22 protein-coding genes and 1 tRNA gene are annotated in these 24,080 nt (G+C 62.5%); 16 read left to right on the plus strand and 7 right to left on the minus strand.

Translation table 11 applies throughout. The features are described from left to right. Nucleotide 1: 1 nt before the first annotated feature. Nucleotides 2-373: a hypothetical protein gene (locus B5D62_RS21140; RefSeq protein ID WP_139374002.1), complete on the minus strand. Its 372-nt coding sequence runs from the start codon at nt 371-373 to the stop codon at nt 2-4. After that, nucleotides 370-1,422 carry a 2OG-Fe(II) oxygenase gene (locus B5D62_RS21145; protein WP_170921053.1) on the minus strand — a complete coding sequence of 351 codons (1,053 nt, stop codon included), beginning with the start codon at nt 1,420-1,422 and terminating at the stop codon, nt 370-372. The genes B5D62_RS21140 and B5D62_RS21145 overlap by 4 nt, the downstream gene beginning before the upstream one ends. Before the next feature lie 227 nt (nt 1,423-1,649). Between B5D62_RS21145 and B5D62_RS21150 the strand changes: the two genes are divergently transcribed. Together B5D62_RS21150 and B5D62_RS21155 are read left to right on the plus strand one after the other, a co-directional pair. Next, the gene (locus tag B5D62_RS21150) at nt 1,650-2,384 is read left to right on the plus strand and encodes a DUF2061 domain-containing protein (protein WP_170921054.1); all 735 of its coding nucleotides are present in this window, start codon (nt 1,650-1,652) and stop codon (nt 2,382-2,384) included. A 141-nt stretch (nt 2,385-2,525) separates the two neighbouring features. After that, a complete protein-coding gene (locus B5D62_RS21155; protein ID WP_085935927.1) occupies nt 2,526-3,827 on the plus strand; it encodes an alginate O-acetyltransferase AlgX-related protein in 1,302 nt (433 codons plus the stop codon). Nucleotides 3,828-3,872: 45 nt separating this feature from the next. Here the strand turns inward: B5D62_RS21155 and B5D62_RS21160 are convergent, their stop codons facing one another. The 3 genes from B5D62_RS21160 to B5D62_RS21170 form a co-directional block, all read right to left on the minus strand. Next, nucleotides 3,873-4,205 carry a hypothetical protein gene (locus B5D62_RS21160; protein ID WP_085935928.1) on the minus strand — a complete coding sequence of 111 codons (333 nt, stop codon included), beginning with the start codon at nt 4,203-4,205 and terminating at the stop codon, nt 3,873-3,875. Nucleotides 4,206-4,438: 233 nt separating this feature from the next. Continuing rightward, a tRNA-Val gene (locus B5D62_RS21165) sits at nt 4,439-4,513 on the minus strand. Between the two features lie 64 nt (nt 4,514-4,577). Beyond that, on the minus strand, nt 4,578-5,279 hold the full coding sequence (locus tag B5D62_RS21170; protein ID WP_170921055.1) for an HAD-IA family hydrolase: 702 nt from the start codon (nt 5,277-5,279) through the stop codon (nt 4,578-4,580). A gap of 59 nt (nt 5,280-5,338) precedes the next feature. Between B5D62_RS21170 and glmU the strand changes: the two genes are divergently transcribed. Continuing rightward, complete coding sequence (glmU, locus tag B5D62_RS21175; protein WP_085935930.1) at nt 5,339-6,697, plus strand: bifunctional UDP-N-acetylglucosamine diphosphorylase/glucosamine-1-phosphate N-acetyltransferase GlmU; 1,359 nt, start codon at nt 5,339-5,341, stop codon at nt 6,695-6,697. A 22-nt stretch (nt 6,698-6,719) separates the two neighbouring features. Beyond that, nucleotides 6,720-8,543 carry a glutamine--fructose-6-phosphate transaminase (isomerizing) gene (glmS, locus tag B5D62_RS21180; protein ID WP_085935931.1) on the plus strand — a complete coding sequence of 608 codons (1,824 nt, stop codon included), beginning with the start codon at nt 6,720-6,722 and terminating at the stop codon, nt 8,541-8,543. Between the two features lie 56 nt (nt 8,544-8,599). On the opposite strand, the gene B5D62_RS21185 is transcribed toward glmS, so the two are convergent. After that, nucleotides 8,600-9,676 (minus strand): EF-hand domain-containing protein, encoded by a 1,077-nt coding sequence (locus B5D62_RS21185; protein ID WP_085935932.1) that lies wholly within the window; start codon nt 9,674-9,676, stop codon nt 8,600-8,602. A gap of 261 nt (nt 9,677-9,937) precedes the next feature. Here B5D62_RS21185 and B5D62_RS21190 point away from each other — a divergent pair, with 261 nt between their 5' ends. The 7 genes from B5D62_RS21190 (at nt 9,938) to B5D62_RS21220 (ending at nt 17,378) form a co-directional block, all read left to right on the plus strand. Beyond that, on the plus strand, nt 9,938-10,726 hold the full coding sequence (locus tag B5D62_RS21190; protein ID WP_085935933.1) for an ABC transporter ATP-binding protein: 789 nt from the start codon (nt 9,938-9,940) through the stop codon (nt 10,724-10,726). Beyond that, nucleotides 10,726-11,439, plus strand: coding sequence for an ABC transporter ATP-binding protein (locus B5D62_RS21195; protein ID WP_085935934.1), 714 nt, complete (start codon nt 10,726-10,728; stop codon nt 11,437-11,439). Before B5D62_RS21190 ends, B5D62_RS21195 begins: the two co-directional genes overlap by 1 nt. A 19-nt stretch (nt 11,440-11,458) precedes the next feature. Further along, nucleotides 11,459-12,364, plus strand: coding sequence for a branched-chain amino acid ABC transporter permease (locus tag B5D62_RS21200; protein ID WP_085935935.1), 906 nt, complete (start codon nt 11,459-11,461; stop codon nt 12,362-12,364). A 1-nt stretch (nt 12,365) separates the two neighbouring features. Continuing rightward, complete coding sequence (locus B5D62_RS21205; protein WP_085935936.1) at nt 12,366-13,370, plus strand: branched-chain amino acid ABC transporter permease; 1,005 nt, start codon at nt 12,366-12,368, stop codon at nt 13,368-13,370. Between the two features lie 72 nt (nt 13,371-13,442). Further along, nucleotides 13,443-14,666, plus strand: a complete 1,224-nt coding sequence (locus B5D62_RS21210) for an ABC transporter substrate-binding protein (RefSeq protein WP_085935937.1) — start codon at nt 13,443-13,445, stop codon at nt 14,664-14,666. A gap of 127 nt (nt 14,667-14,793) precedes the next feature. Next, nucleotides 14,794-16,020 (plus strand): ABC transporter substrate-binding protein, encoded by a 1,227-nt coding sequence (locus tag B5D62_RS21215; RefSeq protein ID WP_085935938.1) that lies wholly within the window; start codon nt 14,794-14,796, stop codon nt 16,018-16,020. 137 nt (nt 16,021-16,157) lie between these two features. Next, nucleotides 16,158-17,378 (plus strand): ABC transporter substrate-binding protein, encoded by a 1,221-nt coding sequence (locus B5D62_RS21220; protein ID WP_085935939.1) that lies wholly within the window; start codon nt 16,158-16,160, stop codon nt 17,376-17,378. A gap of 55 nt (nt 17,379-17,433) precedes the next feature. Here the strand turns inward: B5D62_RS21220 and B5D62_RS21225 are convergent, their stop codons facing one another. Next, a complete protein-coding gene (locus B5D62_RS21225; protein WP_085935940.1) occupies nt 17,434-17,922 on the minus strand; it encodes an EF-hand domain-containing protein in 489 nt (162 codons plus the stop codon). 138 nt (nt 17,923-18,060) lie between these two features. Between B5D62_RS21225 and gor the strand changes: the two genes are divergently transcribed. The 5 genes from gor (at nt 18,061) to B5D62_RS21250 (ending at nt 24,080) form a co-directional block, all read left to right on the plus strand. Continuing rightward, nucleotides 18,061-19,449: a glutathione-disulfide reductase gene (gene gor, locus B5D62_RS21230; protein WP_085935941.1), complete on the plus strand. Its 1,389-nt coding sequence runs from the start codon at nt 18,061-18,063 to the stop codon at nt 19,447-19,449. Between the two features lie 129 nt (nt 19,450-19,578). Further along, complete coding sequence (locus B5D62_RS21235; RefSeq protein ID WP_085936015.1) at nt 19,579-20,988, plus strand: class II 3-deoxy-7-phosphoheptulonate synthase; 1,410 nt, start codon at nt 19,579-19,581, stop codon at nt 20,986-20,988. A 92-nt stretch (nt 20,989-21,080) separates the two neighbouring features. Beyond that, nucleotides 21,081-22,229, plus strand: a complete 1,149-nt coding sequence (locus B5D62_RS21240) for a nicotinate phosphoribosyltransferase (protein WP_085935942.1) — start codon at nt 21,081-21,083, stop codon at nt 22,227-22,229. Nucleotides 22,230-22,241: 12 nt separating this feature from the next. Then, nucleotides 22,242-22,871, plus strand: coding sequence for a glutathione S-transferase family protein (locus B5D62_RS21245; RefSeq protein ID WP_085935943.1), 630 nt, complete (start codon nt 22,242-22,244; stop codon nt 22,869-22,871). A gap of 6 nt (nt 22,872-22,877) precedes the next feature. After that, nucleotides 22,878-24,080 (plus strand): MFS transporter, encoded by a 1,203-nt coding sequence (locus tag B5D62_RS21250; protein ID WP_085935944.1) that lies wholly within the window; start codon nt 22,878-22,880, stop codon nt 24,078-24,080.

Genomic DNA, 24,080 nt, shown 5'->3' on the forward strand with positions numbered 1-24,080 from the left:
CTTAGACGCCGGGCCGGTCGCGCGGCAGGCAGTTGTACAGACTGTCCGAGATCGTCTTCTGGTTCTCGAGCGAGAACCGGACGCTCGGCTCGTTGCCGACGGGACAGACGGTGAAGATGAATCCTTCGATCGTCCCGTCGGGCACGCCGGTGTCGAACCAGCCGCCGGCTGGCACGTCCGCTTCGATTCGGTGTGATCCATCGTAGGCCATGAACTTGATGGAGATTGGCCGATCGCAGTCATTGCGCGTGCCGATGGTGCTACTTTCCTTCTTCCACTGCGTACAGGCTTCCATGTGCGCCCGCGACTGAGCGCACGCGATACCCGCGGTGACGCCAAGCACCCCCAGCAGTAGCGGGAGGAGGCGGATCACTTCTTCTGCCGAAAGAAAGTGGTCAATACGAAGCGTCGACCGCGCGTCACTGGCAGGGCTTCGTGCAGCAGACCGCAGGAGAACACCGCGGCCGCCCCAGCCGGCGGTTTGGCCTTGACCGCGCTGAACTCCGGAAACACGAGCTCGCCGCCGTCGAAATCGTCATTGAGGTTGAGCGACACGGCAAAGGCGCGATCTGCGGTCGTTGGCGCGCCATTGTCTCGATGCGCCGAGAAGAAATGGCCGCCGTCGGCGCTGTAGGAAAGCACGACATGGGCATCGAAGGTAAACTGGTGATCGAAAGCGAATACCTTCACCAGCTCGGGCCCGATGCGATAGGCAAGACGGTCGGAAATCGCCTTCTGCATCATCGGCTCGGCGATCATGTAATCCTCGGTACGCTTGAGTTCGGCTACACCGACATTGCCGTAGCGGCTGGAAACGCCGCTATCCTGATGATCTCCCTTCTCCCAAAGGCGGATCACCTGGGTGCAGAACTCGGGCTCGAACACGCGGGGCAATACGAGAACCGGCGCCATCGGACCGGCGATCACCACGTCGGCGCCGGCGCTACTGCGCACGCGCTCCGCGGCTGCTCCGATTCCTTCGGCCGCCGCCAGAAGAGGGCGGCTGTCATATGTCGCCGCTACGTGCTGGTTGGGGTCGAGCAGGATGATGCGTGTCCGCGCGGCAGCCGTCTGGCCGAAGCCGATACCGGCCTGGCTGAGAAGAGCGGGGACAAAACGGCGCTCGCCATCGCAGAGCAGCAGCGGGGCGTCGCTTGCTCCACCGATGAGCTTGCTCCAGATCGGTGACGCTGCCGGGGTAGCCATACCCGCGACGACGACAGGGACGACGGACGCGTCCTTGCAGCGGGCGATCAGGCTCGCGAACTGTGCCGTGTCCAGGGCTTTAAGATCATCGACCACGAGCAGCGCCACGGGCCAGCCGTTGAACGACCAGAGGAACTTCCGGAACTTGCCGTCGAGCCCTGGCAACGCGAAGTCAGGGAGACGATCACCGGGGCGAAGCAGTAGCGCGTTGGTCATCAGAGAATCAGAGCAGAGGACGGCAGGAGCGGTGGCGGCGCCGTGACGGGCCGGCAGCATCGGTGTGCCGGTTCAGGATGCCCCTTGTCAATCGAGGGCCTCCATCGGAGGACTACGGAAGGCGAAACCGGCGTCGGTCTTGCGGATGTCATGATCGTCCGCGAGTTTGTCCGACGGCGCTCGATACCGGAGCGCGCCAATCGAAGGACAGGGGAATGAATCGATATATGACAATCGGCCTATCTGTCCTCGCGGGCGCTGCAGCGCTGGAGGCAGCGCTAATACCGGGCATCGTCATCGGTGCAGCCGCGGTCATCCTGCCCGAATATTTGCCCAACTTGGGACGGCGTCGGCCGAGGCGCGTCACCCCTGCGCTGCGACAGCGTGAGTCATCGCATGCCTTCTTGCCGGTCCTGCGAGAGGGCAGTGCGCTACCAACCTTGCGTGGCTTCGGATTAAAGCGGGCGGTGGCCAAGACCATCACGTTCCGCGCTATCGTCACCAGTCTCGATTTCACCGTCAACTATGTGGTGATCGGCGAGATTGCCACGGCGGCCGGTTTGTCCGCAGCTTCGCTTGCCGTTGGGCCGTTGTTCTATCTGGCTCACGAGACGGTCTGGAACCGTCATGGTCGTTCGGAAATTTCGATCGAGTTGCCGTTTTTCGCGACGCGGCGGCAAGGCGAGGTATCCATGCCACGCGATCGCCGGCAGCTCAGGATTAGCCGTGTGGTGGCCAAAACCATCACCTTTCGGACCATCGCCTCGACCGTGGATTTCACGGTGAACTATATCGTGGTCGGCGACCTCGCGACGGCATTCGCACTGTCGGCGTTCGGTCTCGTCGCCGGTCCCTTCATCTATGTTGGCCACGAACTGGCCTGGGACCATTTCAGCCCGGGCGAGCAGGACAAGATCGAGCCGCCGAGGGATCGCGTCGAAGGCGGACAGTTCTCCCTGTAAGCGCTTAGCATACCGCCCTCTTAGAGCGCTTCTAACCAACCAAGTGACCGTGCGGTCTTCATGCCGCATGGTGGCATTGCATCGTCCATGCTGGCGCACGGTATAAGGGCCCTTGGTGTCCGTCTGCAGATGGTCGGAGCAATGATCAAGAAGGTTACCTTCTGGGCAATTTATGGGGGCCTGCTGTTCGTCGTGACGATTGGCGGCCTGGAATTCATCTCTTTCTTGGTGACCCCATCCTGGCCCGCCTATGAATTGCGGCCAGTGGCGGTGCCCACGGATCTGGTGCGACAGGCGGCAGGCGGACCGGAAACGATTCCCTTTTACAACAGCTGGAGCATGAAGGACCGCGAGCGCTCGTTCGAGAAGCCCCCCGGGATTCGGACTCGCGTCATCTTCAACGGCGACAGCTTCCTGGAAGGCATGTTCAGCCTCGCGCCTCTGAACGAGGTGGTCGAGGCGCGATGGGCGAGCGCGGGCGTACGGGACATGGAGGCCGTGAACTTCGGGATCTCGGCCACGGGGCCATCGCAATATTACTACCGCATCGCCGATATCGGATTGGCACTGCGCCCCGATGCCATCCTGCTGATGTTCTACCCAGGCAACGACTTCGTGACGGAAGGGTTCTCGGCGCAACCGCATCTTCCCTTCGTCGCCGAGCGTCCGTTGCCATCGCTGCTGGGTGGCGTTGCTCCCCATTTGACCTGGCAGATCGTCAACCGCCTCGGCCTGTCCGAGATCGCAGGTGGCAACAAGGGCGCCGATAACGAGTACCACGTCATGACGGACGCCATGAAGAAATCGAGGGCTGAACGGACGCCACTGGTCGCGGCCTATATGAAGAAGCAGTACTTCCCGGATATGAGCCAGGCGCTCATCGAAAGCGTCCTTTCCCGCAATGACGGCAGCTTCTGGCAGCCGTTCGAGCGTACCGACGACAAGGCGGAAATGCTCACGGGCTGGCTGGTCGCCAGCCTGATAAAATGGGAGACGGGAAGCCAGCCTCTGCCCCACGATGCCGCCGAGGCCGAGCATATGGTCGAGCCGCGCCGAATCGAGGCTACCCTGTCGTGGCTCGTTGCGCTCGACGATCTGGCCAAGGCGAAGGGCATCAAGCTCATCATTGCGGTAGCGCCCATGGGCTCGGTCGATCCAGCCTATGTCGATTTCTGGAGACCGTGGCCGCGCTACTACAGCTGGAACCTACGCCAGGAGGCGAATCGCCGCCATCTCGTGGCGGCGTTGCGTGCCAAGGGATTTGCGCCGATCGATCTGGAAGAGGATATGAACGGCATTGATGGTACCTACAGGCTAAGCGACGGCCACTGGACAGCACTCGGCACCGCGGTCGTGGCGCGACGAGTAGGGGACGACTTGCTGAAATGGAGAGCGTCTCGGGGCGGAGGCACGGCGCCCTCGTCTGAGGCGGTCAAGCAATAGAACGGCGTACTTGGCGCGGCCCAAACTTCGGCCGCCGTTGCTTGTCTAGTTCCTTCCCCGGCCGAGCCCCAGCGCGTTTCCGAGAAAGCTGCTCTTGGCATTGGTGGTGCGCCATGGATCGAAGGCAACGGCACCGCGCAGCTTGTCGATCTCCCGCATGATCCAGGCACGAGCGGAAGCCTGGTCGGCGACGGTCAACGAGACATGGACGGTGAGAGCGTAGCCATCCTGGGTATCGGTGATGCTTGGATGCGGGTTGCCCATGCTAGTCTTCGCCGCGACGGCTTCTCGAAGCCGAGCGAACAGGAGCGGGGGCAGCCGGCCGCCAGCCTCCTCAAGGGCTCGGTTGCGGATAAGGATGACGGTACGCTCGCTCATGCCTTCCTCCTGTCCGATAGCCATTTATTGACAATGGCAGCGCGCGCCTGAACTGCGGCAGAATGATGGTGGTCGCAGCGCTGGGGGCCGAGGCTGGAATGACCGTCGAGAGGCCCGATGAGGCGGAAATCCGCCGAAATCGACCGATTCGAATGTTGTGAGAGACGATCTTCCGCCGGAAGGATGCCGCAGATGTCCAGGCGGAGCGAAGCCGGGAAGGTCCGGAAGACCAATGGTGGGCGCGGTAGGGATTGAACCTACGACCCCACCCGTGTGAAGGGTGTGCTCTCCCGCTGAGCTACGCGCCCGGAAGGCGCGCGTATAAGGCCTTGCAGCGCACCCGTCAACCGGCCGCCGGTCAAAGGCCAGTTGTCAGCGGCTGGCGATCGCCGCCAGGGCCTGGGGCAGGGCACTGAAGCGCTCGATGACCGCTTCAGCCCCGAGTTCGGCCGCGGGCCGCGCCGTATAGCCCCAGCTGACCAGGACCGCCGGCAATCCGGCGCCATGTGCGGCTTCCACATCGTGGATCGAATCGCCGATCATGACGGTCCGGCCAGGCGAACCTCCCATACGGTCCACAAGGAGGAGAATGTGCCTCGGATCGGGTTTGCGGACGGGAAAGGTGTCGGCTCCGGCGATATCGGCGATCGGCGGCATCAGCTTCAGATGCTCGAGGATCATGCGGGAGGGACGTTCGAATTTGTTGGTGCACACGCCCTGCTTCAAGCCGAGCCCGGCGAATTGTTCGACCACATGCGCCACACCGTCGAAGGCGACGGTATGGCTGATGGGGTCGGCCTCGTAATAGCGCACGAATTCCCGCGTCACGGCGGCGAGGGCCTGGTCATCCAGCTCCTTGCCGAATTTGGCGAAGGCCTTGCTCATCGTGACCTTGCTGCCCTGGCCCATGAAGATGCGGACATCGTCCTCGCTCACTGGAGGCAGGCCATGATCGGCCAGGACGTTGCTCACAGCGAGCTGCATGTCCTTGGCGCTGTCGATGAGCGTCCCGTCGAGATCGTAGATGATCGTATCGAAGCGGGTGGCAATCAGGTCGTTTACGGGAATTTCCATGCAATAAGCCTTAGCACATCCGTCTTGCGGGACCGCCATCCTCATGGCATCCGACAACCATGAAATCACCCGTTGCCGTCGTGGTCCTGGCAGCCGGTGCCGGCACCCGCATGAAGTCGGCACTGCCGAAAGTGCTTCATCGGCTGGCCGGCTGGCCGATGGTGCGCCACGTCCTTGAGAATGTCGCTGGTCTCGAGCCGACGCGCATCGTCGGCGTCGTTGCGCCTGAGGCAAAGGATGTCGCTGCCGCCTTCGGTGTCCATCCGACGGTGGTGCAGCGCCAGCAGCTCGGAACTGGCAATGCGACCAAGGCAGCGCTGCCGGAACTCCGGGGTCACGAAGGCCCCGTCCTGGTTGTCTATGCCGATGCGCCCTTGGTCACGACGGTCACCTTGCGGAAGCTGGTCGAGGCGTGCCGGGAACAGAAGGCAGCCGTTGGCGTGCTTGGCTTCACGGCACGCGATCCCAGTCCCTATGGACGTCTGATCATACGGGCCGGGGAATTGGAAAAGATCGTCGAAAGCAAAGACGCCGATGAAATCGAGCGGAAAATCGACTTTTGCAACTCAGGTGTGATGTGTCTGGATGGGGGCCTTGTCGATACGCTGCTGAACGCCATCCGTAACGACAATGCCAAGGCGGAATACTATCTGACCGACGTCGTGGCCATTGCCCGGGCGGCAGGGCATCGTGCCATCGCGGTCGAGGGAGACGAGGCGGAATTCCAGGGCGTGAATTCCCGAGCCGAGCTGGCCGCGGCGGAGCGTGCGCTCCAGCAACGGCTGCGGGCGGCAGCGCTCGAAATCGGCGTGACCATGACGGATCCCGACACGGTCTGGCTTTGCGCCGATACGCGTCTCTCGCCGGATGTCACGATCGCGCCGAGTGTCCGCTTTGGGCCGGGCGTCACCGTGGCTTCCAATGTCGAGATCAGAAGTTTCTGCGACATCGAAGGAGCGCACATCGGACAAGGAGCCGTCATCGGGCCCTTCGCACGTCTCCGCCCCGGCAGTGACGTTGCCGAGGATGCCCATATCGGCAACTTCGTCGAGCTCAAGGCGACCAAAATGGGTAGGGGCGCGAAGGCCAACCACCTGGCCTACCTCGGCGATTCAGATATCGGCGCCGGCAGCAATATTGGCGCTGGCACCATAACGGTGAATTACGACGGGTTTGGCAAGCATCGCACCGTGATCGGAGCCGATGCCTTCATCGGCTCCAACAGCTCGCTGGTGGCGCCTGTTCGGATCGGCGACGGCGCCAACGTCACCGCCGGCAGTGTGATCACGGAGGATGTTCCGGCCGATGCGCTCGCCTTCGGCCGGGCGCGGCAGGTCACAAAGGGCGGGCGGGCGAGCCCGCTTCGTGCCAAACTGAAGGCCCGTGCGGCGGAGGCCAAACGGGGCAAAGATCGGTAGGCGGTCAGTCGGGGGAGAGCGTATGTGCGGCATCATCGGGATCATCGGCAAGGCCTCCGTTACGCCCTTGCTGGTCGATGCGCTGAAGCGGCTTGAGTATCGCGGCTACGATTCGGCTGGCGTCGCCACACTGATCAACGGCCATATCGAACGCCGGCGGGCTGAGGGCAAACTGGTCAATCTCGAGGCGCGCTTGGCCCAAGAGCCGCTGGCGGGCACCATCGGCATCGGCCATACGCGCTGGGCGACGCACGGCAAGCCGAGCGAACGCAACGCTCATCCGATCGCCACCGATCGCGTTGCGATCGTGCATAACGGTATCATCGAGAACTTCCAGGAATTGAAGGATGAACTGGAGGCCGAAGGACGCCGGTTCGAAAGCGACACCGATACTGAAGTCGTCGCGCAACTCCTGACATCCATGCTCGATCGCCAGATGTCGCCGGAACAGGCGATGGGCAAGGCGATGGAGCGACTGCGCGGTGCGTTCGCCCTCGTGGCGCTGTTCAGCGGCCGACACGATATCCTGATGGGTGCAAGGCGCGGCAGCTCGCTTGCGGTCGGCTATGGCGATGGCGAAATGTATGTCGGTACTGATGCCCTGGCGCTCGCTCCGTTCACCAAACGCGTCAGCTACCTGGAGGACGATGACTGGGTCGTGCTGACGGCGACCGATTGCAAGGTCTATCAGGGCCATACCGAGGTGAAGCGCGAGATCCGGCAAAGCGGCATCTCCGGAGCGATGATCGGTAAGGGCAATCATCGCCATTTCATGCTCAAGGAGATCTACGAGCAACCGGCCGTGATCGGCGACACGCTGCAGACCTATCTCGATCCGGCAACGCGGGCGGTGACCCTTCCGGCATTGCCCTTCGACTGGGCCAAGGTATCCCGCGTGACCATCACGGCCTGTGGAACTGCATGCTTCGCGGGCATGGTGGCGAAATACTGGTTCGAGAAGCTGGCCCGTCTGTCGGTCGAGGTCGAGGTCGCCTCCGAACTGCGCTATCGGGAGCCTCCGTTGCCGGAAGGCGGAGTCTGCATCGCGGTGTCCCAATCGGGCGAGACAATCGACACGCTGGCGGCGCTTCGTTACGCCAAGGCGCAGAAGCAGATCATTGTTTCGGTCGTCAACGTTCCGGAAAGTGCGATTGCCCGCGAATCGCATGTTGTATTGCCGACATTGGCGGGCCCGGAGATCGGCGTAGCTTCGACCAAGGCTTTCACGACGCAGCTGACTGTGTTGTTGACCGCCGCGATCGCCGCCGGCCGTGCCCGGGGGACGTTAACCGCCGCCGACGAGGCGCGACTGGCCCATGCCCTGATCGAACTGCCCGCTCATGTGAACGAGACCGTGAATATGGAGGACCAGTATCGGCACATTGCCGAGGACATCCTCTCGGAGGCCCGTGACGTGCTCTATATCGGGCGCGGCTCGTCCTTCCCTGTGGCGCTCGAAGGTGCCCTGAAGCTCAAGGAAGTCTCCTACATCCACGCCGAAGGCTATGCCGGCGGCGAGATGAAGCATGGGCCGATCGCCTTGATCGATGAGCTGGTGCCGGTGGTCGTCGTGGCGCCGACCGATTCGGTCTTCGACAAGATCGCCTCCAATTTCGAGCAGGTGAAGGCGCGTGGCGGCAAGCTGATCCTGATGACCGATGCGAAGGGGGCGGCTCGGCTGGGTGATCAGGCGATCGCGACGATCGTCCTACCCGCCGTAGATCCCGTCATTGCGCCCATTCTCTACACTGTGCCCGCGCAGTTGCTTGCCTATCATACGGCGGTCGCCAAGGGCACGGACGTCGACCAGCCCCGCAACCTCGCCAAGAGCGTGACGGTCGAATAACGGATACCCGTCCAGGCGGGGGAGGGAATTCCTCCCCCCTGTGCGGGTCCTTTTCCTTAGCGCGTACCTTGCGGAAGGCCGGGGGCGAGGCCTTGCGGGGCAGCGGGTTGTGCCGGACGGGGCTGGGCCGGAGCGGGAGCCGGCGCGGGCCGTGGTGCCTGTTGCGCCGGGGCCAAGGTCTGCACGAGAGCCCTCAGCTTGGCGCCCTCGGCTTCCTGCGCCTTCTTGAACTCGTCCTCGTTCAGGAACCGATCCTTGTTGAGGTCGAGTTGCATGAACTGCTCGACGGCATGAGCCGTCAATTCAACGCGATCAAGGATGCCGTCCTTGTTCGTGTCGATCTCCTGGAATTTGCGGAGCGCGATCTGACGGCGCAGGTCATACGGCGGCAGACCTTTGGCCTGCGGTCCATCGGGCGGACCGGCCACAACGGCAACGAATTCATCGCGTGTGACCTTGCCGTCGCCGCTCTTGTCGAGCTTGTCGGCTTCACGCAGCTGCATGTCGATGAAGTCGCTGATCGTCACCAGGCCTTGGCGGCGCTGCGCTTCCGCCTGCTGGCGCTGCGCGGCGGCGCGCTGCAGCGCCTGCTGGACGATCAGACGAAGCTCCGGCTCGGTGATCTTGTTGTCGCGGTTGGTGTCGTATTGATTGAATTCGGCCTGAACCAGCGCCTCGGCTTCCGCTCGTTCGACGAAGCCATCGCGATTGGTGTCCAGGTTCTCGAACTCGGCGCGCGCGCGCGCGCGGCGCTCCTCGAGCGGCGGTACGCCCGGACCGTCCTGGGAGTAGGGCGGTTCGGCGACCTTGAGAAACTCGTCGACCGACAGCTTGCCATCCTTGTTGGTGTCGAGCTGCTCGAACGTCTTCATGCGGTATTTCAGGAAGTCGGCGCGCGATACTTCGCCCTTCTTGGCCGTGTCGATCTCGTTGAACCACGTCGGCAGCGGGACCGGGGCGTTGGCCGCGCCCTGCGGCGCAGCGGCCGTGGGCGGAGAGGCGGGAGCTGCAGGAGCAGGACTCGTTGCCTTCGGCGGTGCTGCCGGTTGAGCCGGCGTCGTCGGGGTCTGCGCGGCCGCAGGAAGTGTCGTAGCGGCGGCGGCGATAGCAATCAGACAGAGAACTCGGTTCATCGGCGATGGGCCAGCAGGTCTTGAGAAGGGGGATTCCGTATCGGCGGCAATGGGACGCGTGTCAATCTCGCGCTGCAATCCATTAGTGCGACCCAATCACGCCAAAACCGTGACATCGCGCCATTTAAGTTGCTTCCCTTGGCGGGATGGGCCATCGTGTTTTCCATGCAGGCCCCATAGAAGGGCCGCAAGTATCTGGGAGGCAAGGGTAATTCCGCGTTTCGGGTGTGTTGATTGCGCGACCGCGGAACCAGCGTAACCATGGCAGAACCGTCTTCATCCAACGGCTCGGCGCTGCTGAGCGTGCGCAACGTCTCGGTTCGCTTCGGCGGCATCGTGGCGCTCGACGGCGTGAGCTTCGACGTTTTCCCGGGCCAGGTCGCGGGCCTCATCGGTCCCAACGGTGCCGGTAAAACCACGCTCTTCAATTGCCTGAGCCGGCTTTATACGCCGAATAGCGGCGACGTCGTGTTCGAAGGCAAGTCGATCCTCGGCCGGCCTCGCCACGACATACCGCATATCGGTATCGGCCGCACGTTCCAGAACGTGGCCCTGTTCGACCGCATGACCGTCCTCGACAACGTCAAGGTCGGTTGTCACAGCGTCAGCTCGACCAGCTTTTTCGAGAATGCGTTTCGCCTTCCGAGAGTTCGGCATGAGGAGGAGCGCATCGAGGCGCGCGCACGAGAACTGATCGAATTTATGGATCTCGTGCCGTTCGCTGGTGCCTATGCCGGGCCATTGCCCTTTCCCATCCGCAAGCGCGTGGAACTCGCCCGAGCATTGGCCTCCAGCCCGAAGCTGCTGCTGCTCGACGAGCCGGCCGCGGGCCTCAATCATGATGAGATCGAAGTGCTCAAGGGCCAAATCAAACGTGTGCGCGACATGCAGCACGTCACCGTCCTGCTCGTCGAGCACCATATGAGCCTCGTGATGTCGGTGTCCGACAAGGTCGTGGCGATCGACTTCGGCAAGAAGATCGCCGACGGTACCCCGGCCCAAGTGCAGCGCGATCCGGAAGTGATCCGCGCCTACCTGGGGACGTCGTGATGACGCCGCTGCTGGAAGTGAAAGGCCTCAAGGCCTTCTACGGAACGACCCAGTCGCTCTACGACGTGAACTTCGAGATCCCCTCTGGCGGCATCACGACGCTCCTTGGAGCGAACGGCGCCGGCAAGACGACCACGTTGCGTGCCATCTGCAACATGGTGCGGACCGAAGGCATGATCCGTTTCGATGGGCAGGAGATCGGTCGCATGGCGACCGAGGAGATCGTGCGCCGGCGGATCGCCCATGTTCCCGAAGGCCGCGGCACCTTCACCTCTCTGACGGTGGATGAGAACCTGCGCATCGCAGCCTACACTCGGCGCGACAAGGCTGCGGTGAAGGAAGAACTGGCGCGCGTCTTCGACTATTTCCCGCGCCTGAAAGAGCGCATCCAGCAGCAGGCCGGTACGCTGTCCGGAGGCGAGCAGCAGATGCTCGCCATTGCTCGCGCCCTGATGCTGAAGCCGCGGTTGATGCTGCTGGATGAGCCGTCCTTCGGTCTGGCGCCGCTGATCGTCCTGGAAATCTTCCGCATTCTGAGGCGCATCAACGAGGAAGAGAAAGTGAGCATCCTGCTGGTAGAGCAGAACGCCGCCCTTGCGCTCGATCTCGCCTCACATGCCTACGTGTTGGAAACCGGCAAGGTTGTGATGTCCGGCCCCTCGTCGGTCGTGAAGAACGACGAGAATATCCGCAAGTCCTACCTCGGCTACTGAGGCAAGGAGACCTCAAGCGATGCAACAGCTTCTCGAACAGCTCGCCTCCGGCCTCGCCAATGGCGCCATCTATGCCTGCGTGGCGCTGGCGCTGGTCATGATCTACGTCTCGACCGACCATCTCAATTTCGCCCAGGGCGAGATGGCGATGTTCAGTACCTATATCAGCTGGCAGTTGATGAACTGGGGACTCAATTTCTGGGTCGCGTTCGTCGGCGCCATCCTGATCTCCTTCGTCATGGGGGTGCTGATCGAGAGGGTGATCCTGAGGCCGCTTCATAACGCACCTGTCTTGTCGATCGTGGTGGTTTTCATCGGACTCCTGGCGATCTGCAACTCGATGGCCGGCGCGATCTGGAGCTATCTGATCAAGGAATATCCGTCACCTTTCCCCAAGAGCAGCTTCGGCATCGCCGGCGTCATCGGTCCGCACCAGCTCGGCGTGGTGCTGGTCACGCTGGTCGTACTCACTCTGCTGTTCGTGTTCTTCCGCTTCACGCCTCTTGGTCTTGCGATGCGCGCTGCCGCCCAGAACCCCCAGATGGCGCGGCTGGTCGGGGTGCGTGTCGACTGGATGTTGGCACTGGGCTGGGGCCTCGCCGCCGCTGTCGGCGCCGTGGCCGGGATGATGGTGGCGCACATCGTCTATCTCGATCCCAACATGATGGGCGGGATCCTGCTCTACGCCTTCGCTAGCGCGCTGATCGGCGGGATCGGCAATCCAGGCGGGGCGGTCGTTGGCGGTTTCATCGTCGGCGTGCTCGAGAACATGGTCGCCTATGCCGGCAACATGATCGAGAAGACCACCGGCGTGTACATCATCGGCAATGGCGAGAAGCTCACCGTGGCCCTCATCATCGTCATCTTCGTGCTTACGCTCAAACCGGCGGGCCTGTTCGGCCGCGTCGTCGTGAAGAGGGTCTGATATGCCCGCATTCTCGCGCAAGTGGGTGATGGCCCTGGTCGTTCTGGCGATCGTGGTGCCGCTGCTTCAGCCTCTGTTTCCGGACCTCGTGTCGGATTACCGCCTGTTTCTCGTCAGCACGATGATCATCGCTGCGATCGCGGTACTTGGCCTCAACTTGTTGACGGGGTTCAACGGGCAGATTTCGCTCGGGCACAGCGCCTTCTATGCGGTCGGTGCATATACAGCGGCAATTCTGATGGACCGGCTGGATTGTCCGTACTGGTTGACCCTCCCGGCAGCGGCGATCCTCTCATTCATCGTCGGATATTTGTTCGGTCTGCCCGCGCTTCGTCTGGAGGGACATTATCTGGCGCTCGCCACCTTCGCCCTCGCCCTCTCGGTACCGCAGATCCTCAAGTACAAGTGGCTCGAGGATCTCACTGGTGGCGTGCAGGGGATCGTGCTGTCGAAGCCCGAACCGCCGTTCGGCTTGCCGCTGTCGGAGGATCAGTGGCTGTTCTACTACTGCCTCATCGTCATGCTGATCCTTTATTGGGCGGCGGCGAACCTGCTCAACAGCCGCAGCGGGCGCGCGATGATGGCGATCCGAGACTACCATATCGCCGCCGACACGATGGGAATAGACACGTCGCTCTACAAGACCGTCACTTTCGGCATCAGCGCTGCCTATACCGGCATCGCCGGAGCATTGTCGGCGTCGGCCGTTGCCTTCGTTGCCCCGGATAGTTTCAGTTTCTTCCTGTCGATCAAATTCCTGATCGGACTGGTCGTGGGCGGCGTGGGCTCGCTCGCCGGGTCGGTGGTGGGCGGTATCTTCTACGTGCTGGTCGACAATTCGGCGCAAGCACTGTCGACCTACATCAAGAGCGACCTCGGGCTGCAGTTCGACCTATCAGCCTACACCGTCTTCGGCATCCTGCTGATCGTACTGATGTATCTCATGCCGACCGGTATCGTTGGCGGCGTTTACGGCATGATGCGCCGGCTGCGCCGCAGCAGCTAGGCATTCCAAAAGTCCGTTCCAGCAATCAAGCGTGAGGGTAGTGCATGGAGTGATCTGACAAGGAGGCTGAACATGAAGAGAACCAAGAGGCGTACGTTCGTGGCTGGCCTGTCGGCCGCGGCAGTGCTTACCGGTAATCGCGTAGCGTTCGGTCAGAAAAAATACGACGAAGGGGCGAGTGATGCCGAGATCAAGATCGGCCACACCAACCCCTACAGCGGGCCGGCCTCGGCCTATGGCGTGATCGGCAGGACGATCCAGGCCTACTGGAAGAGCGTGAACGAGACGGGCGGCATCAACGGCCGCAAGATCAACTTCGTCACGCTCGATGACGGATACAATCCTGCTAAGACGGTGGAATGCATCCGCCAGCTGGTCGAGCAGGACAAGGTGCTGTGTACGTTCAATACGCTCGGCACGCCGACCAACACGGCAATCCACAAATACATGAACCAGAAGAAGGTGCCACAGCTCTACGTTGCCACCGGCGCGTCGAAATGGGGTGATCCCAAGCACTTTCCCTGGACCATGGGCTTTCAGCCCGACTACCACACCGAGGCCATGATCTATGCCAAGCACATCCTGGCCAACATCAAGGACGCCAAGATCGGCGTGCTGATGCAGAACGACGATTACGGCAAGGATTACTGGGAAGGCATGAAGGACGGCCTCGGCAAGGAGGTGGGACGCGTCGTCAAGCATGTGACCTACGAAGTGACGGACCCGACCGTCGACTCCCAGGTCATTCAGCTCAAGGACTCGGGTGCGAATGTCTTCTTCAATATCGCCACGCCTAAGTTTGCCGCCCAGGCCATGCGAAAGGCAGGAGAGATCGGTTGGAAACCTGCCCAATATCTCAACAACGTCTCGGCCTCGGTGGCTTCGGTGATGAAGCCGGCTGGTTTCGACAACGTGCAAGGGGTGATCACGGCAGCCTACCTGATGGATCCGACCGACCACCAATGGGACGATCACCCCGAGATGAAGATGTGGAAGGACTGGATGGCCAAGCACAATGCCGGCGCCAGTCTTTCGGATGCGTCTAATGTGTTTGCCTACGCGGCGTCTTTCCTCATGCAGGAGACGCTCAAGAAATGCGGTGACGACCTGACGCGGACCAACCTGATGCATCAAGCCGCGAATCATCACCGTCTCAGGGTGCCGCTCCTGCTTCCCGGAATCACCGTGAGCACGAGCGCCACCGATTATTACCCGATTCAGGCGGTCCAGCTTTCCCGGTTCAAGGGTGAGACCTGGGAGCTGTTCGGGGATGTCATGCACGCCGAAAGCAGCTGAACCGCGCGGCGGAACCCATTTTACAAACACGTGGAGGGAAAGGCCGGCGCTCTTGCGCCGGCCGTTCTTTTGCGCCTTTTCTCCGCCGGGATTTCGATGGAAAGTCTCAAGACTCTACTGGGAGGTTATGTCAGTGAAGACAAATAGGCGTGCGTTTATTGGCGGCGTGTCTGCCGCAGCTTTGTTGTCGGGTTCGACCACCGCGTTCGCTCAGAAGAAGTACGACGACGGCGCCAGCGACACCGAGATCAAGATCGGCCATTGCGGCCCCTACAGCGGCCCGGCCTCCGCCTACGGCGTGATCGGCAAGGGCATCGAAGGCTACTGGAAGATGGTGAACGATCAGGGCGGCATCAACGGCCGTAAGATCAAGTTCATCACCCTCGACGACGGGTACAACCCGGCTAAGACAGTCGAATGCGTCCGCCAGCTGGTGGAGCAAGACAAGGTGCTGTCCACCTTCAACATCCTCGGCACGCCTTCCAACACGGCGATCCACAAGTACATGAACCAGAAGAAGGTGCCGCAGCTCTATGTCGCGACTGGCGCCTCGAAGTGGGGTGATCCGCAGCACTTCCCTTGGACCATGGGCTATCAGCCCGACTACAACACCGAGGGCCAGATCTACGCCAAGCATATCCTGGCGAACGTCAAGGACGCGAAGATCGCGATCCTGATGCAGAACGACGACTTCGGTAAGGACTATATCGACGGCTTCAAGAAGGGGCTGGGCGCCGATACCGGAAAGATCGTCAAGCTCGTGACCTACGAGGTGACCGATCCGACTGTCGACTCCCAGATCATTCAGCTCAAGGATACCGGCGCGAATGTCTTCCTCAACATTGCCACACCCAAGTTCGCCGCCCAGGCGATCCGCAAGGCTGGCGAACTGGGATGGAAGCCGACCCAGTATGTGACGAACGTGTCCGCATCGGTGGCTGCCGTCATCAAGCCGGCCGGCTTCGACAACGCGCAGGGCATCATCACCGCCTATTACCTGAAGGACGCGACGGACAAGCAGTGGGCGGACGATCCGGAACTGAAGGCCTGGACGGCGTGGATGGACAAGTACATGCCGGGTGCCAACAAGGGCGACGCCAACTACGTCTATGCCTACACGGTGTCGTTCCTGATGCACGAGACGCTGAAGCGATGCGGCGACACGCTGACCCGGGCCAATGTCATGAAGCAGGCCGCGAGCTTCCAGAAGTTCCGCGTCCCGATGCTGCTGCCCGGCATCACCATCAACACCAGCGCCACCGATTTCTATCCGATCCAATCGGTGCAGCTCGCGCGCTTCAAGGGCGAGAGCTGGGAGCTGTTCGGCAACGTCATGTCGGCTGAAGGCGCCTGATTGCCATCTGCGGGACGTGAAAAAGAGGCCGCCGGGAAACCGGCGGCCTTTTGTTTTGCATAGCGTTACTTTGGACTTTTCAAGCTGCGAATTTGAGGCGACGCTTCTTCCGCATAACGATAACCAAGGAGGAAACGTTGAAGACAAACAGGCGTGGTTTCATCGGTGGCGTTTCGGCTGCCGCCATTATATCGTCCTCGAATTTCGCGTTCGGCCAGAAGAAGTACGACGAGGGTGCTTCCGATACCGAGATCAAGATCGGCCATTGTTGCCCCTATAGCGGACCGGCGTCGGCCTATGGCGTGATCGGCAAGGGGCACCAGGCCTTCTTCAAGGCGCTGAACGATGCCGGTGGCATCAATGGTCGGAAGATCAACTTCATTACGCTCGACGATGGTTATTCACCACCGAAGACCGTCGAGGTCGTGCGCCAGCTGGTGGAGCAGGAGAAGGTGCTCTGCCTCTTCAACACACTCGGCACGCCGACCAACACGGCGATCCACAAGTACGTCAATCAGAAGAAGATCCCGCATCTCTACGTCTCGACCGGTGCGTCGAAATGGGGCGATCCGAAGCACTTTCCGTGGACGATGGGCTACCAGCCCGACTACCACACAGAAGGCGCGATCTACGCCAAGCATGTCTTGGCGACGGTCAAGGACGCCAAGATCGGCGTGCTGATGCAGAACGACGATTACGGCAAGGACTACTGGGATGGCTTCAAGGAGGGGCTTGGCAAGGAAGCCAACCGGGTCGTCAAGCACGTCACCTACGAGGTGACGGATCCGACCGTCGACTCCCAGATCATTCAGCTCAAGGACAGCGGTGCGAACGTCTTCTTCAATATCGCCACGCCGAAGTTCGCCGCCCAGGCGATCCGCAAGGCGGGCGAGATCGGCTGGAAGCCCGCGCAATACCTCAACAATGTGTCGGCCTCGGTCGCCTCGGTGATGAAGCCGGCCGGCTTCGACAACAGCCAGGGCGTCATTACCGCGAGCTACCTGAAGGATCCGACGGACAAGCAGTGGGACGATGCGGCCGACATGAAGTCCTGGCGCGCCTGGATGGCCAAGAACATGCCGGGCGCCAACACCGGAGACGCCAATTACGTCTTCGCCTATTCGGTGGCCTCGCTGATGGTCGAGACGTTGAAGCGCTGCGGCGACAACCTCACCCGCGAGAACGTGATGAAGCAGGCGGCCGGCTTCCAGAAGCTGCAACTGCCTCTGCTGCTGCCCGGCATCACCATCAACACGAGTGCGACGGACTATTATCCAATCCAGGCGGTTCAGCTCTCCCGTTTCAAGGGCGAGACGTGGGAGCTGTTCGGTGACGTCATGCATGCCGAGAGCAGCTGAGCCCAGGCTCTCGGAAAGGAAAAGGCCGCCGCAACCCGGCGGCCTTTTTGCTACCTCAACGGTCGACGCTGGCGGGCTGCGCCTGCGCGGGGCGCCGGCGCAGCGCCTGGCGGCATTCAGCCGTGTCGATGCGGCCATCCTTGTTGAGATCGCAACGTGCGAAGTTGCGGGTCGCCTGGCTCATGAACTCGGCCTTGGAAACATAGCCGTCCTTGTCTGTGTCGAGTCGCTGGAAGTAGGCTGCCTGGCGCTGGACCTGCCGGTCGCTTGGCAGCACGTTCCCGTCCGTGCTGGGCGCCCGAGCGAACAACTCGTCCCGGCTGAGCCTGCCGTCCTTGTTGGTATCGAGCTGCTTGAAGCGCGTGTCCTGACCCGTCTCCCACTCGGTTCGATCGACGACGCCATCGCCATTGGCGTCGTAGCGCATCACGCCTGTGGCTTGTCCGTTCGGCGAAGTGCGCGCAGAGGGCTGATTGTCTGGGGCGGCGAGGGCTGGCATCGCGAGAAGCAGGGCCGCGGCGGCTATAGGGATGAATTTCGGCATCTGGTGGCATCCTAAAGTGGTATCAGGATACGGAAATACACGTTCCGGTTCCCTTACTTGCCGCTTTAAGGGCCGATATAGTCTGACACGCGACCGAATTAAGGCCGTGTTGAGGTTTTGTTCTCGGGGCTTCCCGCCATGGCGTACGACTACGATCTATTTGTCATCGGTGCCGGTTCCGGCGGGGTGCGGGCTTCGCGCATCGCCGCAGGTCATGGCGCTCGCGTCGGCATCTGCGAGGATTATCGCGTTGGTGGCACCTGCGTGATCCGGGGCTGCGTGCCAAAGAAGCTGCTCGTATACGGCTCGAAGTTTGCGCACGAATTCGACGACGCGGCGGCCTACGGCTGGTCGCTCGGCGAGCGCACGCATAGCTGGTCCGTGTTGCGCGACAATGTCCAGCAGGAAGTCGATCGCCTGAACGGCGTCTATCTGCGCCTGCTCGAGGGCGCTGGCGTCAAATTGCATATGGGGCGCGGCCGGCTGCTCGATCGCCATACCGTCGAGGTGGGCGGAGAGACTTTCACGGCCGACAAGATCCTGGTCGCGACCGGCGGCCGGCCCGAGGTGCCTCCGATCCCCGGGCATGAATGCGCCATCACCTCCAACGAGGCCTTCCATCTTCCCGACCCACTGCCTCGGCGCATCACCATAGTGGGCGGCGGTTATATCGCCGTCGAGTTCGCCGGGGTCTTCAACGGTCTCGGTTGCGAGGTCGATCTGGTGTTGCGACGGGACCGCGTGCTGCGAGGGTTCGATGAGGAATGTCGTACGTTCGTGCATGAGGCCCTGGCGAAGAGCGGCATCCGCATGCGAACGGAAACCCAGATCGTCGGCATCGAGTCGGCGAACGGCAAGGCGCCGTTCCAGCTCCGCACGGGCAATGGCGCGGTGTTCGAGACAGATTTGGTGATGTATGCGACCGGCCGCGTTGCCAACACGGCTGGCATTGGCCTCGAGAAGGTCGGCGTGCAGTTGGACAAGGCTGGCGCTATCGCCGTCGATGAATGGTCCAGGACCACCTGTGAGAATATCTGGGCGGTGGGCGACGTCACGGACCGTATCAACCTCACGCCGGTCGCGATCATGGAAGGCCATTGCTTTGCCGACACGGTATTCGGCAACAGGCCGCGCAAACCCGATCATCGCAACGTACCGTCAGCGGTGTTTTGCCAACCGGAGTTGGCGACGGTCGGTCTGACGGAGGAAGAGGCTTCGCGCACGCTGGGCAAATTGCGTGTCTACACGGCGGCGTTCCGACCGATGAAGTACACGCTGACCGGGGGTGAGCAGCGGACCTTCATGAAGCTGATCGTCGAGGCGGCCACCGACAAGGTCGTCGGCGTCCACATGGTCGGTGACGACGCGGCGGAACTGATCCAGGGCCTCGCCGTCGCGGTCAAAGCCGGTGCAACGAAGGCGCAGTTCGATGCGACGGTCGGTATCCATCCCACCGCCGGTGAGGAGTTCGTCACCATGCGGACGGCACGGCCTGAACCCGCCCCGCGGAAAGTGGCGGCGGAATAGGGGTAAAACCGCCGCGCGTGCCATCTGGCCTTTTATCCACAGCGCGTATAGGTTCACCCACCCCGAAAGGCCCGTCTCGGCCATGGGGAGCAGGAGGATGAGATGACCGCGATTCAGGGCCCGTCTCCGATGGCCGCGAAAGCGCAGTCCCGCAGTTCAAGTGCCGCCGACTGGACACCGACCAGCTGGCGCAGTCGGCCGGCCCTACAGATGCCGGTCTATCCGGATGCGTTGACCCTGGCGAGCGCCGAGGCGCGGCTGCGCCGCTATCCGCCGCTGGTGTTTGCCGGTGAGGCGCGGAAGCTCAAGGCGGCACTGGCGAAGGTGGCTGCGGGCGAGGCGTTCCTGCTGCAGGGCGGCGACTGCGCCGAGAGCTTCCTCGATTTCAGCGCCAACAACATCCGGGACACGTTCCGCGTGCTCCTGCAGATGGCGGTTGTGCTCACCTACGGCGCCGGTGTGCCGGTGGTGAAACTTGGCCGCATGGCGGGACAGTTTGCGAAGCCGCGCTCCTCGCCGACCGAGACGGTGAACGGCGTCGAGCTGCCGTCCTATCGCGGTGACAACGTCAACGGTTTCGAATTCACCGCCGAGGCGCGCCGTCCCGACCCGGAACGGATGGTCCAGGCCTACAACCAGTCGGCCGCGACCTTGAACCTGCTACGGGCCTTCGCCCAGGGTGGCTACGCCGACCTGCACGAGGTCCATCGCTGGAATCTCGATTTCGTGCGCAGTTCGCCGGCTTCCGCCCGCTACCAGGATCTGGCGGCCCGTCTCGACGAGACATTGAATTTCATGGCCGCCTGCGGTCTCAACTCCGCGACGACCCCGCAGATTGCCGAGACCGACTTCTTCACCAGCCACGAGGCGTTGCTGCTCCAGTACGAGGAAGCGCTGACGCGTGTCGATTCCACTTCGGGCGACTGGTACGACTGCTCGGCCCACATGCTTTGGATCGGCGATCGGACACGCCAACCCGACGGCGCTCATGTCGAATTCCTGCGCGGGGTGCGTAACCCGCTGGGCTTCAAGGCAGGGCCGTCGCTCTCGATCGACGATACGTTGCACCTGCTTGAAATCCTCAATCCGGCGAACGAGCCCGGACGGATCGTGATGATCGTCCGCATGGGTGCCGAGAAGGTGGCCGACAAGCTGCCGGCCCTGGTGCGCGCGGTGAAACGGTCCGGTCATTCCGTGGTGTGGTCATGCGATCCCATGCACGGCAACACCATCACGGCCACCAACGGCAAGAAGACCCGTCGGTTCGATGCCATTCTGAGCGAGGTGAAGGACTTCTTCGCCGTGCATCGCGCCGAGGGGACGCATCCGGGCGGAGTGCATTTCGAGATGACCGGCCAGGAAGTGACCGAATGCATCGGCGGCGCCGTCGATATCACTGTCGAGAACTTGACAGAGCGCTACGAAACGCAATGCGATCCGCGTCTCAATGCCAGCCAGGCGCTCGAGCTTGCCTTCCTGCTGGCTGAGCAACTCAAGGCCGAACGGCTGCAAATCCAGAGGGCCCGCGCCGCCAGCTGATCGAGGCGTCGAGGCCGGGGAGGGCCCACCATGCATCCGATACGTCCGGCGCGGTCCAACGCGCCGTCTGAGCAGAGTTGGGGGATCTGACGATGGCGCATCCTGCCAACGGCGAGATCGAGCGTTACACCGATCACTACTTCAATCGGACGAAGCAGGTAGTCGGCAAGTTCGGCGACAGCCGCGTGACCTATGCCATCTTCATGCGGCGGCCGGTCGTGTTCGCGCCGCGGCTTGCGCTCGATTGGCTGACCCAGACGGTCAAGGAACGTGGCACCGCCGTCGAGATCGATTTGCGTTACGCCGAAGGCAAATGGGTCGGCGCCGGCGAACCGATGATGTATGTCACCGGCTCGTTCTATCATCTGGTCGATCTGGAAACGATCTTCCTGCAGAAGCTGGGACCGGCCTGCGTGGCTGCCTACAATGCCTGGACTATGTGCGCCGACATGCCGAAGGCGGCCTTCCTCGCCATGGATGCGCGCCATTGCGCCGGCCGGGAAATGGCCGAGATGATGGCCTATGCGGCGTCGGTCGGGTCTGCCCGGGCCAAGCGCAAGGTCGGGGCGATCGGCTTCATCGGCAACGCCACGCACGCCACCGCCCATTTCTTTGGTCGTAACGAAGGTCTGGGAACGATGCCGCATGCCCTGATCGGCTATGCGGGCTCGACGGTGCGTGCGGCGGAGATGTTCCACCAGACATTTCCTGACGAACCGATGACGGTCCTGGCCGACTATTTTGCGCGCGAGATTTCCGATTCGCTGGAAGTCTGCCGGCGGTTTCCCGATCTCGCCGCCAAGGGCATGCTGTCGTTCCGCCTGGATACGACCGGCGGCCGCTATATCGAGGGCCTCGATCCGGCCACTTCCTACGCGGTGCTGGAACGTTTCTCGCCTGAATCGATTCGCGGTTATCGCAGCGAAGAAGAACTGCGCTACCTCGTCGGCACCGGCGTGTCGGCGGCGGCGATCTTTCATCTGCGCGACCAGCTCGACCGGGCCGGGTTCACCGCGGTGAAGATCGTCGCATCGTCCGGCTTCGGACCGGCGAAGTGCCGTATCATGGCCGAAGCGAAGGCGCCAATCGACGTGGTCGGCACCGGCTCGTTCCTGCCCTCGAACTGGACCGAGACCTATGCCACGGCGGATATCGTCGAATATGACGGCCAGAAGCGCGTGAAGGTCGGTCGCGAGTTCCTGCATCGGGTGCGGGACGGCAAGGCCAGCCTTCCGCTCTGAGCGGGGAGAACAATGCTCAAACTCTACTATGCTCCCGGAGCGTGCTCGACCGCGTCGCATATCGGCCTGGAGGAAAGCGGCGCCAAGTACGAGGCCCAGGCGCTGTCCTTCGCCAAAGCGGAGCAGAAGACGCCCGAGTACCTCAAGATCAACCCTCGCGGGCGCGTACCGGCGTTGGTGGTCGAGGAGGGCACGATCGTCGAGAATACGGCGATCCTGAATTATATCGCGGCGAAGTATGCGCCGCAGCTGATGCCCAAGGATCCGGTCCAGCATGCGCGGGCGATTTCCTTGATGGCGTGGTTCTCCAACACGGTCCATCCGGCCTTCACGCATATCAATCGGCCGGAACGCTTCGCGTCCGATGTGTCGGTCCACGAGGCTCTCAAGGCGACAGGGCGCGAGAACTTCTTCGCTGCTCTGAAGGAGATCGATGGCCTGCTGGCTGGCAAGCAATGGATCATGGGTGACCAGTTCACTGTCGTGGACGGTTACGCACTTGTCTTCTATGGCTGGGGGAAGCGCATTGGCCTGCCGATGCAGGAACTCCAGAACTATACGCGCTGGAAGGATCGAATGCTTGCCCGACCCGCCGTGAAGCGCGTCGTGGAACGGGAACAGAGCATCCTGCTGACGCCCTAAAGCTGCGTGGTCCCGCGGTACGTTTTCCCGGCTTACCTCGCCGGGCTCGGCAGCTGGTTCGTGCCGATGGGCATCCAGATGGTGCTGTTCCCCTGGCTGGTGGCCGTCGTCCTGCGCCTCGATGCGTTCGCCGTCGGCGTGGCCCAGGCGGCGATCATGGCCCCGTCACTTCTGTTCCTTCCCTTGGGAGGGCTGATGGCCGATCGCGGCAATCCGCGTCGGTTGCTGCTGCGCTATCACCTGGCCTATGCGATTCCGCCCGTCGTGTTGGCGGTGGTCCTGTCCCAGGGCGGCCTCAGCTACGCGCTGCTGATCGCCTACGCGCTCGCGGCCGGTTCCATCAGCGCTTTCGCTGTGCCGACACGCGATACCCTACTGCCCGCTGTGTCGGCGGAGGTCGGACTGCCACGAGCCGTCGCCCTTGCCACGGCATTGCAATTCGCCGGGCAACTGGTCGGCATCGCCTGCGCCTCGTCTGCCGATCGGCTGGGGCCGGCACCGCTTCTCCTGCTTCATGCGGTTCTGGTTCTGGCCGGCGCAGCCTTCGTATGGTGGTTGCCCGATCCGGCCGCCCATACTGTGAAGGAGAAGCAGGGATTCTGGCGCAGCGTCGGCGAGGGACTGTCGGTCGCGGCCAAGACGGAGCAGATCTGGCCGGTACTGTTGCTCAATCTCGGTGTGGGGATCTTCTATGTCGGGCCGTTCATGGCCGTCCTGCCGCTCGCTGTGCGCGATCATTATGGTGGCGGCGCGTTCGATCTCTCGTTGGTCAGTTTCGCCTTCTGGGCGGCGACGATCGTGGCCAGCATCGCCTTTGCAGCCCTGGCGCGGCGGCTGACCCTGCGCGGACGTCTCATTGGATGCGCCGTCATGACGGGTGCGCTCGTCCTCCTGCTGCTGTCGATGCTGCCGCCGTTCCCGATTTTCGCCGCGCTGAACTTCGTCTGGGGGATCGGCGCCGGCATTACGATGACTCAAAGCCGGACCGTGGTGCAGATCGTCGCGCCGCCGACGCATCGGGCGAGGCTCATGTCGCTGTTTCAGCTCGGACTTGGCGGCGGCGGGCCGATCGGCGCCTTCCTTACTGGCGCGATCTGCGCCGTCTGGGGCATTCGGGCGGCCATGATGATACCGGCCGCGGCCATGATCCTGTTGATCGCCGTGGTCCTCGTCCAGTCACGGCTGTGGGTGATGCGGACAGTCGAATAG

Source organism: Enhydrobacter aerosaccus (assembly GCF_900167455.1).
Classification (GTDB): domain Bacteria; phylum Pseudomonadota; class Alphaproteobacteria; order Reyranellales; family Reyranellaceae; genus Reyranella; species Reyranella aerosaccus.